We start from the raw sequence: 13,782 nt of genomic DNA on the forward strand, positions 1-13,782 counted from the left end.
CCTAGCTGACCGGGCGACCCCGCCAGGTCAGGCGGCGTCGCTTTCGCAGATGGTACGACCGCAGGGTCAGCCAACCGAGGACCACGACCGACACGGGGTGTGCGAGCGCGTCGGGCCACCACCGGCCCCCGGTCGCCCGGGCGGTGAGCACCCGCCCGACCACCCCGAGCAGATAGCCAGCCAGGCCCACGGCGGCCACCCCCGGCGCGTCGGCCGCCACACCCACAAGCGCGATCAGCGGCGGGGCGGTGTACAGCAGCAGCAGCGCCGCCACCACGGCCGCCGCCGCGCCCGGGTGCCCGAACGACGCCCAGAGCGACTTCGAGTACCCGTCGCGCAACTGCGGCCAGTCGTCGTACATCCGGCAGGTGGCCAGCCGGGACCCGTCGGCCAGGGCGATCCGCCCACCGGCCCGCTTGACCGCCCGGGCCAGCTCGACGTCCTCAAGGATCTTGTCGGCGACCGCGGCGTGCCCGCCGGCGGCGGTGTAGCCGGCCCGGTCCAGCACCAGGAACTGGCCGCCCGCGGCGGCCAGCGACGGCCGCGACGAGCGCTCCATCGCCCGCAGCGGCAGGAAGGTCAGCCAGAGCCACTGCAACAGCGGCTGCACCAGCCGGTCGGCCGCCGTCGCCACCACGATCCGGGGGTACGGCGACAGCAGCGTCGCGCCGGCGGCGCGCAGCTCGGTGACGGCCGCGGCCACGGCGTGCGGGGCGAGCACCACGTCGGCGTCGACGAAGACCAGCGCGGTGGCGTCGGGGTCGGCCCGGGCGGCCAACTGCCAGCAGGCGTGCGGCTTGCCCAGCCAGCCCGGCGGCGGCGAGACCCCGGTGAGCAGCGTGACCCGGGGGTCGTCGCCGGCCACCGCGCGGACCACGTCGGCGGTGCCGTCGGTGGACCCGTCGTCGAGGACCACGATGCGCAGCCCGGGCACGCCGCGTTGGGCGAGCAGGGCACGCAGGCATCCGGTGACCCGGGCGGCCTCGTCGCGCAGCGGCAGCAGCACGGCGACCGGCTCGTCGACCGGGGTGGGCCGGTCGGTGGGCCGGCGCAGCCAGCGGACGGCGTTGAGCCAGGTGTGCCCGGTCAACGCGGCGACGGCGACGAGCAGGGCGAGCAGGACGGTCATCGGGTCGCGTCGACGCCGGGCCGGTGCGGCTGGTGGTCCTCCTGGCGGGTCTCACGAGCCCGGCGGGCGCGCAGCACTGTCACCGCCAGCGGTATCGCGGTCACCGACATGCCGGCGGCGCCCCAGAGCGCCGAGGCGGGCAGGTCGAGGAAGACGGCGTGGGCCAGGATGCTGGAGAAGTACGTCCACAGGTAGAGCGCGGTCATCGGGTGGTCCCGCCGGTCGGTGCGTTCGGCGGCGGGCCCGGCCAGCGGGCGGAGCGCGCTCATCATCAGCACCGCGAAGAGCAGCCAGCCCAGGTAGTTGCTGACCGGGATGCCGGGCAGGCCGGGCAACGCCGGGGTGGCGTCGCGCCAGACCCAGTAGCCCTCGGCCACCATCTGCGGATCGAGGAAGAGGTCCCAGGCGGCGAGCCCGACGGTGGCCAGCGCGATCCTCCCCGCCCATCGACCGACCGTCGACGCGCCGCCGGCCGTCGCCGACCCGCCGCCCGCCGTCGCCGACCCGCCGCTGGTGAGCCGGACCGCGGCCAGCCAGGCCGGCCAGGCCATCCAGGTCCAGGCCAGCGGAATGATCAGCGGCACCCCGGCGAGTTTGGGGCCCAGCTCGCCGGAGTAGTCGTAGCTGCCGAACGGCACACCGGTGGCCACCCCGATCGCCTCGATCGCGAACCCGCCGCCGGTGGCCACCGCGACCAGCGCCGCCGCGACCCGCGGGCCCCGGCTGAGCAGCGCGTGGCCGACCGAGAGCAGCCAACCGAGCACGACGGTGGCCACGGTGAGCCCGGCCCGGGTGTCGCCGGTGGTGAGCGGGTAGCAGATCTGGGCGAGCACCAGGACGGCGAGCAGCGCCCAGGAGATCCGCCGGGTCATGACGCCGGTGGCTCGAGTGGCAGATCCCGACCGAGTACGCCGAACGGCCGCTCGTCGCCGGGAAAGTGGAAGTTGCGCAGCACGTCGACGAAACCGAAGCGCCGGTACAGCCGCCAGGCCCGTGAGGTCTGCTCGTCGGCCTCCGGGGTGGACAGCAGCGTGGTGTCACCCTCGGCCATGCCGAGCAGCGCGCGCAGCTGCCCGGTGCCCAGACCGTGCCCCTGCGCCGGCGGCCGGACGTGCAGCTCGACCACCTCGAAGCAGTGGGTGAGCCAGCGTTGACGGGTCGGTGCGTCCAGCGCTCGGTGCACCTGGTCGTGCCACCACTGGCCGGAGGCGCCCAGGTAGCCGTAGCCGAAGCCGGCGAGGTGACCCTCGCTGGTCAGGCTGGCGACCGCCCGGAAACCCGGGCGGCGGACGTGGGTGGCGATGTAGCCGCGCCGGGCCTCCAGCAGGTCGGTGCGGTATCCCATCGCCTCGCCGTAGACGGCCACCACGTCGTCCAGCCGCCGGACGAGATCGTCCGGCGTCCAGCGCACCAACCTCATGCCCGTCCACCCTTCACCGTTGCCGGGCCACCGTCGGCGACCCATCCGAGCACCGACCGGTCGCCGACCACGTCGAGCACCTCGAACCGGGCGAACAGCTCCTCCGCGTACCAACCCTCGGTGGGGGTTCGCATGATCGCCGCCCGGTGCTCCGGGTGACGGTACGCGAACGCCACCAGGTCCGTCGGGTCGCGCCACACGCTCACCGTGCCCTGCCAACCCAGCGGTGCCTCCCCGACCCCGAACCGGGCCAGCAGCCCGGGCGCGTCGCGCAGGGCGGCGGCCACCGGGGGGATCGCCCGCCAGAAGGTGGCCGCCCGGCGGGCCCGCAACCGAGCCCGGGTCAGCGCCAGCACCGGGCCGGTGACCCGGCCACCCGGCGGGTCGCCGAACGGCTGCTGACCGGACCACTCGCCCCGGCTGGTCAGCGGGCGCAGGTCGACCCGGGCGGAGGCACGGGCGATGCGGGCCCAGGCGCGCCCGACCGTCGAGTCGTCGAAGTCGGCCGCGGTGGCGGGGGAGTCCCAGACGGTCAGCGCCGCCCACCGGGTCAGGTCGGCGTCGCCCGGCCCGAACCCGGTGCCGGTCCCGGTGCCCAACAGCTTGCCGAAACGGGCGCCCGGGAGGGCGCGCAGCCGGCGGGGGTCGACCGCCATCCGGGTCAGCGCCCGGGGCAGCGCGCCGCGGGAGGTCCGCCACACGTGCAACGTGACCAGCTCCGGTGCGGTGCTCACGCCACCTCGGCGGGGCTGCCGGCGGTGGGCGTGGCCTGCGCCGCTCGTACGTTCGGGTGTGGCTGCATGTCGCCATTCTTCCCGGTTGGGTCGGTGTCGGCTCACCCCGGTTCGCGCGGCTGGCACACCCGGCGCGTCACACGTTGCATTTTCGTCGGAGGGGAGGTGTACTGTCAGCAGCAGTTAGAACGAGTGTTCGATTGCCTCGAACGTTCGTTCCAACCGGCCGGAGCGCGGCGTTTCGCGGCGCCAGCCCCGGCGGTGCGGCTCCGCGGGCCGCACCTGGGTTTCCAGGCAGTCGCGAGCCTGGTCCCGACAGGCAGGATCGTCGCCCGCCGCCCACGACCCCCGGGCGGCGGGCGACGAACCCGCCGGTACGCCGGCCGGGTGTGGTGTGGGGAAGCATCCACACCCGGCCGGCCACACCCGGTGCGTCTTCCTCCGCACCACCCGACCTCGGCGTCTCGCCGGCGGCACCAGCGCCGGGGCGACGCCCCGGCCATGTGGAGGAGACACCATGCCGACCAACCCGGCTCAGGCACCGACGGTGCCGGCGCACGTGCTGCCGCACCGCACCCCCGCCCAGCTCCTCACGTTGGCCCGGCGTGGGCTGGTCGAGGCCGGCCAGACCCGACCCGACGGTCTGCGCTACGCGGCTGCCCACCTGGCGGCGCTGCGTGCGGCGGCCGCCCTGCTCGCCGCCCGTGCCCGGCCCGCGCCGAGTCGACGCAACCGGATCACCAGCGTCTGGGTCCTTCTCTGCGCCGTCGCCCCGGAGCTCGACGAGTGGTCCCGGTTCTTCGCCGCCGGCGCCAGCAAGCGCGCCGCCGCCGAGGCTGGCATCCCCCGGGTGGTCAGCGCCCGGGAGGCAGACGATCTGCTCCGCGCTGCCGAACAGTTCGTCACGGTGGTGGAGACCGCGCTCGGCGTGGCCCACCAGCCGGCCCTGGACGGCCTCGCCGCCTGATCCCGCCGTGCCACCGACCGCCCAGCGGGGGGAGCCGGGCGGCCGGTGGCACGGCGTGCCGATCCTGATCTGATCCACAGCAACGACGGGGGAGTTGGTCCAATGGCGGGCCGCACGGTGGTCGGTTCCGCCGCACTGGCCGATCTGGTGCGTCCGGCGAGCGCACCTGACCAGGTCGGCGGCCACCGGGTGTTGCCGGTGGTGCCCGAGCTGACCGGTCTGCTGCCCAACCGGGGCCTGCGCCGGGGCAGCACCATCGCGGTCGCCGCCGGCCAGCCCCAGCGCAGCGGTGGCACCTCGCTGATGCTGGCGCTGCTCGCCGAGGCGTCCCGATCCGGCTCGTGGTGCGCGGTGGTCGGTGTGCCGACGTTCGGCGCGGGTGCGGCCGCCGAGCTGGGCATCGCCCTGGACCGGCTGGCCCTGGTGCCGAATCCCGGCCCCGAGTGGGCCACCGTTGTCGCCGCGCTGATCGACGGGGTGGACGTCGTGGTCACCGCCGTGCCGGCCACCGTCTCCGCCTCGGTCGCCACCCGGTTGGCCGCCCGGGCGCGGCAGCGCGGCAGCGTGCTCGTCCCGTACGGCCGGTGGGACGGCGCGGACGTGACGTTGCAGGTGGTCCGTGGTGTGTGGGAAGGGCTCGGGGCCGGTCGGGGGCGGCTGCGCCGCCGGGAGGTCACCGTCTCGGCGCGCGGGCGCGGGGCAGCCGCGCGGCCGAAGGAGATCAAGGTCTGGCTACCGGGTGACGGGCTGACCCGGGTCATCCCCCGTCCGAAGCCGTCGGCCGTGGGCCGTCCGACCGCGTCGCTCGCCCTGGTCGGTCGGGAGTGACCGGCTCGCCGGCACGGACCCTGCTGCTGTGGTGCCCGGACTGGCCGGTGCTCGCCGCCGAGATCGTCGACGGAGTGCCGGCGACCGGCCCGGTCGCCGTGCTGCACGCCAACCGGGTGGTCGCCTGCTCCGAGCGGGCCCGTGCCGAGGGGGTGCGTCGAGGCCTGCGCAAACGGGAGGCGCAGGGTCGTTGCCCCCAGCTCACCGTCGTGGACTACGACCCGGGGCGGGACACCCGGGCGTTCGAGCCGGTGGTCGCCGCGGTGGAGGAGTTGGTCGCCGGTGTCGAGGTGGTCCGTCCGGGGGCCTGCGCGGTGGCCGCCCGGGGGCCGAGCCGTTACCTCGGTGGCGAGGAGGCGGCCGCCGAGCGGATCATCGAGCACGTCGCCCAGTCGTGCCTGGTGGAGAGCCAGGTCGGCATCGCCGACGGGGTGTTCGCGGCCGGGTTGGCCGCTCGCGCCGGTCGGGTGGTGGCACCGGGTGGCACACCGGAGTTCCTGGCCGGGTTGCCGGTCGAGGCGCTCGGCCGCTCGGCGCTGGCCGACCTGCTGCGTCGGCTCGGTGTGCGTACCCTCGGTGACTTCGCCGCGCTGCCGGCCGGTGACGTGCTGGCCCGGTTCGGGTTCGACGGCGCGCTGGCCCATCGGCTGGCCGCCGGGCGGGACCACCGCCCACTCGCGGTCCGGCAGCCGCCGGCCGACCTGACGGTGACCGCCGAGCACGACGAGCCGATCGACCGGGTCGACGTGGCGGCGTTCGTGGCCCGAGCGCTGGCCGAGCAGTTGCATGAGCGGCTGGCCGGGCACGGGCTGGCCTGCACCCGGCTCGGCATCGAGGCGGTCACCGAGCACGGGCAGGAGTTGCACCGGGTGTGGCGGCACGACGGCCTGCTCACCGCCGCGGCCATCGCCGACCGGGTGCGCTGGCAGCTCGACGGTTGGCTCTCCGGCAGCAGTGGTCGCGGCGGCGCCCGTCCGGCCCGACCGACGGCCGGCATCATCCGGCTGCGACTGATCCCGGACGGGGTGATCGCCCAGGCAGGCCTGCAGGCCGGCCTGTGGGGGGAGACCGGCGAGGAGCGGGAACGAGCGCACCGGGCGTTGAGCCGTGTGCAGGGCATCCTCGGCCCGGAGGCGGTGGTCACCGCGGTGCTCGGCGGTGGGCGCTCCCCAGCCGACCAGGTGCGACTGGTGCCGTGGGGCGACGAACGCGTCCCCGCCCGCCCCGGCCCCGCACCGCTGCCCGGCGAGCCGATCACCAGCGGCACCGACCGGGCCGCCAGCTCCGGTCGGCCCGCGGACCACGGTGGCGGCGCAGTTCCGCCGTGGCCGGGCCGGCTGCCGGCGCCCGCTCCGGCGGTGGTGCTGCCCAGCCCGCTCGCGGCGACGGTGCACGACGCCGCCGGTGAGCCGGTGGTGATCAGCGCGCGGTTGGCGGTGAGCGCCCCACCTGCTCGGTTGGTGGTCGGCGCCGGCCAGCCCACGGAGATCGTGGGCTGGGCCGGCCCGTGGCCGGTGGACGAGCGCTGGTGGGTGCCGGCCGAGGCCCGCCGTCGGGCGCGGTTCCAGGTCAGCCTGGCCGGTGGCGCCGCTCTGCTGCTGGCCGTCGAGGCCGGGCAGTGGCTGGTGGAGGCGATCTATGACTGAGCGCCTGGTCGTGGGTCTGGTCAGCCGGGAGTGGCGAGGATGAGCTTCCACAACCCGAAGATGCCCTGGTCGGAGCTGGAACGGGTGCTCTCCGGTCGGGCCGACGACAAGCGGGGGAGCCGGGGCGAGCGGCACCTGCACGTGGTGGACCCGCTCGCCGTGGACGCCGACGGTGGCGACTCCCCGGCCTGGAGCCGCCGCCGCGAGCAGTACCAGCCGCCGGAGCTGACCCGCCCTGACGGCGTGGTGCCCTACGCGGAGCTGCACGCGCACACCAACTTCAGCTTCCTCGACGGTGCCAGCCACCCCGAAGAGCTGGCCGAGGAGGCGGCCCGACTGGGGCTCACCGCGCTCGCCGTCACCGACCACGACGGCTTCTACGGCGTGGTCCGCTTCGCCGAGGCGGCCCGCATGCTGGGTCTGCCGACCATCTTCGGCGCGGAGCTCTCCCTCGGGCTTCCCGGTCCGCAGAACGGCGAACCCGACCCGCACGGCTCGCACCTGCTGGTGCTCGCGCACGGCCACGAGGGGTACGCACGGTTGGCCGCCACCATCGCCCGTGCCCAGTTGCGCGGCGGGGAGAAGGGCCGCCCGGTCTACGGGGAGCTGGAGGAGGTCGCCGCCGAGTTGCGCGACCACGTGCTGGTGTTGACCGGCTGCCGCAAGGGGCACGTGCCGGGTGCGCTGCTCACCGAGGGGGTGGACGCGGCGGCCCGTGAATTGGACCGGCTGACCTCGCTCTTCGGCGCGGAGACGGTGGCGGTGGAGCTGACCGACCACGGCCACCCGGTCGACGCCGACCGCAACGACGCGCTCGCCGACCTGGCCGCCGCGGCCGGGCTGCCGACGGTGGCCAGCAACAACGTGCACTACGCCAGCCCCGGCCGGCGGCGGTTGGCCACCACCGTCGCCGCCGTCCGGGCCCGGCGCAGCCTGGACGAGATCGACGGCTGGCTGCCCGCGGCGGCCACCGCCCACCTGCGCAGCGGCGCGGAGATGGCGGCCCGGTTCGCCGCGTACCCGGGTGCTGTGGCGCGAGCCGCCGAGTTCGGCGCCGAGTTGGCCTTCGACCTGCAACTGGTCGCGCCGCAGCTGCCGGCGTACCCGGTGCCGCCGGGGCACACGGAGATGAGCTGGTTGCGGAAGCTGACCGCCGACGGGGCACGCGAGCGTTACGGCCCTCCGCAGGCGCACCCGACGGCGTACGCGCAACTCGACCACGAACTGAACATGATCGAGGAGCTGGGTTTCCCCGGCTACTTCCTGGTGGTCTACGACATCGTCACGTTCTGCCGCGAGCAGGACATCTACTGCCAGGGTCGGGGTTCGGCGGCCAACTCGGCGGTCTGCTACGCGTTGCGGATCACCAACGTGGACGCGGTCCGGCACCGGCTGCTCTTCGAGCGCTTCCTCGCCCCGGAACGGGACGGCCCACCCGACATCGACGTGGACATCGAGTCCGACCGTCGGGAGGAGGTGATCCAGCACGTCTACACCCGTTACGGCCGGGAGCACGCCGCCCAGGTCGCCAACGTCATCTCCTACCGGCCCCGGTCGGCAGTGCGGGACGTGGCCAAGGCGTTCGGGTACTCGCCGGGGCAGCAGGACGCCTGGAGCAAGCAGATCGACAGGTGGGGTTCGGTCGCCACTGTCGACGTCGAGAACATCCCCGAGCAGGTGGTGGAGTACGCCAACGAGTTGCAGACGTTCCCCCGGCACCTGGGCATCCACTCGGGCGGCATGGTGATCTGCGACCGTCCGGTGATCGAGGTGTGCCCGGTGGAGTGGGGGCGGATGCCCGGGCGCAGCGTGCTCCAGTGGGACAAGGACGACTGCGCGGCGGTCGGTCTGGTCAAGTTCGACCTGCTCGGCCTGGGCATGCTCTCCGCGCTGCACTACGGCTACGACATGATCGGGTCCCGGCTCGACCTCGGTGACATGACGCTGGACGACCCGGAGGTCTACGACATGCTCTGCCGGGCCGACTCGGTCGGGGTGTTCCAGGTGGAGAGCCGTGCCCAGATGGCCACCCTGCCCCGGCTCAAGCCCCGCGAGTTCTACGACCTGGTGGTCGAGGTGGCGCTGATCCGGCCCGGCCCGATCCAGGGCGGTTCGGTGCACCCGTTCATCCGGCGCAAGAACGGCCAGGAGGCGGTGACCTTCGCGCATCCGCTGATGCGTAACGCGCTGGAGAAGACCCTGGGTGTGCCGCTGTTCCAGGAGCAGTTGATGCAGCTCGCCATCGACCTGGCCGGCTTCGACGCGGCCGAGGCCGACCAGTTGCGCCGGGCGATGGGCGCCAAACGGTCGGTCGAGCGGATGAGCCGGATCGCCGACCGGCTCTACGCCGGGATGGCCGAGCGGGGCATCACCGGTGAGCTGGCCGACGACGTCTACCGCAAGCTCACCGCGTTCGCCAGCTACGGCTTCCCGGAAAGCCACGCGATGAGCTTCGCCTACCTGGTCTACGCCAGCTCCTGGCTCAAGCGTTACCACCCTGCGGCGTTCCTGGCGGCGCTGCTCAACGCCCAGCCGATGGGGTTCTACTCCCCGCAGACCCTGGCCGACGACGCCCGCCGGCACGGGGTGGAGGTCCGTCGTCCGGACATCAACGCCAGCGCGGCGTCGGCGGTGCTGGAGTCCAACCCGGACACCCGGTGGGGCAGCGGGCCGGGGGAGCCGCCGCACGCCTGGGGGCTGGGCGGTCCCGCTGTCCGGCTCGGCCTGTCCAGCGTACGGACCCTCGGCGCCGACGTGGCCGAACGGATCGAGGTCGAACGGGTCACCGGTGGGCCGTACCGGGACATGCCTGATCTGGCCCGGCGGGTCGGTCTCACCGCCGCGCAGTTGGAGGCCCTGGCCACCGCGGACGCCTTCGCCTGTTTCGGGTTGACCCGGCGGGAGGCGTTGTGGGCCGCCGGGGCGGCGGCGCAGGACCGGCCGGGCCGGTTGCCCGGCACGGTGACCGGCGCGGCGGCGCCCACGCTGCCCGGGATGGAGGCGGTGGACCGGCTGGTCGCCGACGTGTGGGCCACCGGGCTGTCGCCGGAGAGCCACCCGGCCCGGTTCATCCGGGGTCAGCTCGACGTGCTCGGCGCGGTGCCGATCGCCCGGCTCGGTCGGGTGGAGCCGGGGCAGCGGATCCGGGTCGGTGGCATCGTCACCCACCGGCAACGTCCGGCGACCGCGGGTGGCGTCACCTTCCTCAACCTGGAGGACGAGACGGGGATGCTCAACGTCACCTGTTCGCCGGGGCTGTGGCAGCGCTACCGGCGGGTGGCCCGGACCAGCGCCGCGCTGGTGGTCAGGGGGCAGTTGCAGCGGCACGAGGGGGTGACCAACCTGGTGGCCGACCGGTTGGACGCCATCGAGCCACCGGTCAGTCCCGCATCCCGTGACTTCCGCTGATCTAGTGATCCACATTACGGTTTCCTGCGGCGGTGGGCGGGAGACTCGTCCCCGAGCGGGCAGAGTGGCCCGTGATCCGTGAGGGGGAATGACAGTGATGGGGAACCACGCGTACACCGGTGGAATCGCGAACGCCCGGCGGACCCGGCTGGGTGCGACCTGGGTGCCGTCGCACCTCGCCGACCCTCGCGAGTACGAGGTGACCAACGGGCCGGTGGCCAACGAGCGCCGGTCCCGGGCGGAGGACGAGGTCGAGGGCACCGAGTCCTGACCGACCCGGCACCGCAGACCGGCCGGACGGGTGGCGGGTGCGCCCGCCACACGCCCGCACCGGGGATGGACCGGGTGACTAGGCTCGACCGGGTGGAGCAGACCCGAGGCCGGTTCGCCGGGCCGCCGCTGACCCCCCGTACCGCCGTGATCTGGTCGGTGCTCCGCGCCGAACTGGACCGGCGCGGCGACGCCGAGCTCACCGTGCTGGACGTGGGCGGCGGCACCGGCGGTTTCGCCGTACCCCTGGCCCGCGCCGGGCACCGGGTCACAGTGGTCGACGCCAGCCCCGACGCGCTCGCCGCGCTGACCCGCCGGGCCGCCGAGGCCGGCGTGGCCGACCGGATCGCCGCCGTGCAGGGCGACGGCGACGCCCTCGCCGGGCTGGTCGAGCCGGCCGGTGTCGACCTGGTGCTCTGCCACGCCGTGCTGGAGGTGGTCGACGACCCCGCGCCGGTGGTGGCGGCGCTGGCCACCGCGCTGCGTCCCGGCGGCGCGGCCAGTGTGCTGGTGGCCGGCCGGGCCGCCGCCGTGCTGGGCCGGGCGATGAACGGTCACCTCGACGTCGCGGCCGCGCTGGCCACCGACCCGGCCGGTGCCGCCGGGCCGCGGGACACCCTGCGACGCCGCTACGACGCCCCCGGCGCCGCCGCGCTGCTCGGCGCCGCCGGGCTCGTGGTCGAGGAGATCCACGGGGTACGCGTGCTGGCCGACCTGCTGCCGGCCGCCGTCGCCGACGGGCAGCCCGCCGCCCTCGTCGAGTTGGAACGCGCGTTGGCCGCCCTGCCGCCGTACCGGGACCTGGCCGCCCAACTGCACCTGTTCGCCCGCCGGCCGGCATGAGTGAGTCGCCAGGCGTGGCGCCGCTGACGGTCCTCGGACCGGACCACGGCGGCGGCCGTCTCGCCGACGTGCTGCCCAGCGCGCTCGCCGTGCTGGGCGTCCCCGGCTCGGCCGACCCGCTCGGGCTCGTCCCCGCCCTGGCGGGGGTACGCCGGGTCGCCGTGCTGCTGGTCGACGGGCTCGGGTGGTACCAGCTGCCGACCGCCGCGCCCTACGCGCCGACCCTCGCCGGCCTGGCGGCGACGGTGGCCCGGCCGCTCATCGCCGGCTTCCCGTCCACCACCCCGACGAGTCTGGTGTCGCTGGGCACCGGCGTCGCGCCCGGTGCGCACGGGGTGCTCGGCTTCACCGTGCGGGTGCCCGGCACCGACCGGGTGCTCACCCACACCGACTGGGCCGCCGACCCGTCGCCGTTGACCTGGCAACCGGTCACCACCCAACTGGAGCGTGCCCGCGCCGCCGGTGTGGCGGTGACGGTGGTGAGTCGGCCGGAGTTCGGCGGCAGCGGTTTGACGGTGGCCGCCAACCGGGGAGGCGACTTCCGGGGCGCCGCCGGCGGGGAGGCGGTGGCCGCCGCCATGCTGGCCGCGCTGGCCACCGGCGGCGGGCCGACCCTGGTCTCCGGCTACCACGCCGACCTGGACCGGTACGGCCACGTCTACGGCGTCGACTCGGAGCCCTGGCGGGTCGCCGCCACCGAGGTGGACACCATGCTCGCCCGGCTGGTCGACGGGCTGCCGTCGGACGCGGCGCTGCTGGTGACCGCCGACCACGGCCAGCTCGACGTACCCGCCGCGCACCGCTTCGACCTGGACACCGACCCACGGCTGCGCACCGGGTTGCGGCTGGTGGCCGGTGAGGCCCGGGTCCGCTACCTGCACGTCGAGCCGGGCGCGGTCGACGACGTGCTGGCCGCCTGGTCGGAGGTGCTGGGTGACGCGGCCCGGGTCCGTACCCGCGACGAGGCGGTGGCCACCGGCTGGTTCGGGCCGGTGCCCGAGGAACACCTGGGCCGGATCGGCGACGTGGTGGTGACCTGCAACGACACGTACGCGGTCATGGCCAGCCGCACCGAGCGACCGATGGCGTCGAAGCTGGTCGCGTACCACGGGTCGGACACCGCCGCGGAGCTGACCGTGCCGCTGCTGGTCGTCCGCGGCTGACCGGCGGTACCGGCCCACTGGTGGGTGGTGGTGTCGTACCCCCGGGTTAACCTGCCGGGATGGGCCGCAGCCAGTCGTTGCCCCGGGGCGACGATCCGCGCTTCGGGCCGGACGCCGACGACTCCGACAGCCCGATCCTGCACGTCGACATGGACGCGTTCTTCGCCGCCGTCGAGGTGCGCCGCCGACCCGAGCTGCGCGGCAGGCCGGTGGTCGTCGGCGGCGTCGGGCCCCGTGGGGTGGTCAGCTCGGCCAGCTACGAGGCCCGCCGCTACGGGGTGCGCAGCGCGATGCCGACCAGCCAGGCCCGGGCCCGCTGCCCGCACGCGGTCTACCTGCCACCGGACTTCACCGCCTACAGCGCCGCCTCCCGGGCGGTCATGCAGATCTTCCGGGACGTCACCCCGCTGGTCGAGCCGCTCTCCCTCGACGAGGCGTTCCTCGACGTCACCGGTGCCCGCCGGCTCTTCGGCTCCCCGGCCACCATCGCCCGGCTGATCCGCCGCCGGGTCGCCGACGAGCAGGCGCTGACCTGCTCGGTGGGGGTGGCGCCGAGCAAGTTCGTGGCCAAGCTGGGCTCCACCCGGGCCAAACCGGACGGCCTGCTGGTGGTGCCGCCGGGGCAGGTGCTCGACTTCCTGCACCCGCTGCCGGTGGACGCGCTGTGGGGGGTGGGGGAGCGCGCCGCCGAAGCGCTGCGCCGCCTCGGCCTGTCCACCGTCGGCGACCTCGCCGAGGCGCCGGTGGGCATGCTCCGCCGGGCGGTCGGTGCGGCCTCGGCGGCGCACCTGCACGAGCTGGCCTGGGGACGGGACCCGCGCGGGGTCAGCCCGGAGCACGTCGACAAGTCGATCGGCGCTGAGGTGACCTTCGACGTCGACGTGGCCGACCCGTTGGAGATCCGCCGCGCGTTGCTCGCGCTGAGCGCGAAGGTCGGCGTCCGGTTGCGCGGTTCCGGGCAGGTCGGGCGCACCGTGGCGCTCAAGGTCCGGCTGGCGGACTTCCGCACCGTCAGCCGCTCCCGCACCCTCGACGTGCCCACCGACACCGCCCGGGAGATGTTCGACACGGTCTGGGCGCTCTACACCGCATTGGACCCGGGTGAGCGGATCCGACTCGTCGGTGTCCGGGTCGAAGGGCTCGCCTCCGCGCAGGGTGCCCCCCGGCAGCTCACTCTCGGCGCACCCGAGCGTGGCTGGCGCGAAGCGGAGGCTGCCGCGGACGCCGCCGCTGCCCGTTTCGGGCGGTCCGTCATAGGTCCGGCCAGTCTGATGGGCGACCCTGATGCCCGCCGAAAGGAAAATCCACCCCACCCATAGGTCGTCCCGCTTTCCGACGCGCGACCCCCCTCGTAGACTTGCGGGTAAGCAGCCG

12 protein-coding genes are annotated in these 13,782 nt (G+C 75.0%); 8 read left to right on the forward strand and 4 right to left on the reverse strand.

From position 1 onward, the window contains the following. Window position 1: 1 nt before the first annotated feature. The 4 genes from FHU34_RS10080 to FHU34_RS10095 are packed head-to-tail and all read right to left on the reverse strand — an operon-like array spanning window position 2 to window position 3,283. Window positions 2-1,129 carry a glycosyltransferase family 2 protein gene (locus FHU34_RS10080; protein ID WP_145779707.1) on the reverse strand — a complete coding sequence of 376 codons (1,128 nt, stop codon included), beginning with the start codon at window positions 1,127-1,129 and terminating at the stop codon, window positions 2-4. Then, the gene (locus FHU34_RS10085; protein WP_145779708.1) at window positions 1,126-2,001 is read right to left on the reverse strand and encodes a carotenoid biosynthesis protein; all 876 of its coding nucleotides are present in this window, start codon (window positions 1,999-2,001) and stop codon (window positions 1,126-1,128) included. The genes FHU34_RS10080 and FHU34_RS10085 overlap by 4 nt, the downstream gene beginning before the upstream one ends. Beyond that, window positions 1,998-2,549 carry a GNAT family N-acetyltransferase gene (locus FHU34_RS10090; protein ID WP_145779709.1) on the reverse strand — a complete coding sequence of 184 codons (552 nt, stop codon included), beginning with the start codon at window positions 2,547-2,549 and terminating at the stop codon, window positions 1,998-2,000. Before FHU34_RS10090 ends, FHU34_RS10085 begins: the two co-directional genes overlap by 4 nt. Further along, complete coding sequence (locus tag FHU34_RS10095) at window positions 2,546-3,283, reverse strand: monooxygenase (RefSeq protein WP_145779710.1); 738 nt, start codon at window positions 3,281-3,283, stop codon at window positions 2,546-2,548. Before FHU34_RS10095 ends, FHU34_RS10090 begins: the two co-directional genes overlap by 4 nt. 517 nt (window positions 3,284-3,800) lie before the next feature. On the opposite strand from FHU34_RS10095, the gene FHU34_RS10100 reads away from it, so the two are divergent. The 8 genes from FHU34_RS10100 (at window position 3,801) to FHU34_RS10135 (ending at window position 13,727) form a co-directional block, all read left to right on the forward strand. After that, a complete protein-coding gene (locus FHU34_RS10100) occupies window positions 3,801-4,250 on the forward strand; it encodes an SAV_6107 family HEPN domain-containing protein (protein WP_007463070.1) in 450 nt (149 codons plus the stop codon). Window positions 4,251-4,352: 102 nt separating this feature from the next. Continuing rightward, the gene (locus FHU34_RS10105; RefSeq protein ID WP_145779711.1) at window positions 4,353-5,078 is read left to right on the forward strand and encodes a hypothetical protein; all 726 of its coding nucleotides are present in this window, start codon (window positions 4,353-4,355) and stop codon (window positions 5,076-5,078) included. Then, complete coding sequence (locus FHU34_RS10110; protein ID WP_145779712.1) at window positions 5,075-6,724, forward strand: DNA polymerase Y family protein; 1,650 nt, start codon at window positions 5,075-5,077, stop codon at window positions 6,722-6,724. The genes FHU34_RS10105 and FHU34_RS10110 overlap by 4 nt, the downstream gene beginning before the upstream one ends. Before the next feature lie 39 nt (window positions 6,725-6,763). Then, on the forward strand, window positions 6,764-10,132 hold the full coding sequence (locus FHU34_RS10115) for an error-prone DNA polymerase (protein WP_145779713.1): 3,369 nt from the start codon (window positions 6,764-6,766) through the stop codon (window positions 10,130-10,132). 88 nt (window positions 10,133-10,220) lie between these two features. Continuing rightward, window positions 10,221-10,403 (forward strand): hypothetical protein, encoded by a 183-nt coding sequence (locus FHU34_RS10120; RefSeq protein ID WP_145779714.1) that lies wholly within the window; start codon window positions 10,221-10,223, stop codon window positions 10,401-10,403. Between the two features lie 65 nt (window positions 10,404-10,468). After that, entirely contained in the window at window positions 10,469-11,245 is a 777-nt protein-coding gene (locus tag FHU34_RS10125; RefSeq protein ID WP_208744956.1) for a methyltransferase domain-containing protein, read from the forward strand. After that, window positions 11,242-12,408, forward strand: a complete 1,167-nt coding sequence (locus tag FHU34_RS10130) for an alkaline phosphatase family protein (RefSeq protein ID WP_145779716.1) — start codon at window positions 11,242-11,244, stop codon at window positions 12,406-12,408. The genes FHU34_RS10125 and FHU34_RS10130 overlap by 4 nt, the downstream gene beginning before the upstream one ends. Window positions 12,409-12,467: 59 nt before the next feature. After that, window positions 12,468-13,727: a DNA polymerase IV gene (locus FHU34_RS10135; RefSeq protein WP_145779717.1), complete on the forward strand. Its 1,260-nt coding sequence runs from the start codon at window positions 12,468-12,470 to the stop codon at window positions 13,725-13,727. Window positions 13,728-13,782: the final 55 nt, after the last annotated feature.

The organism is Micromonospora taraxaci, from assembly GCF_007830095.1.
Lineage (GTDB): Bacteria > Actinomycetota > Actinomycetes > Mycobacteriales > Micromonosporaceae > Micromonospora > Micromonospora taraxaci.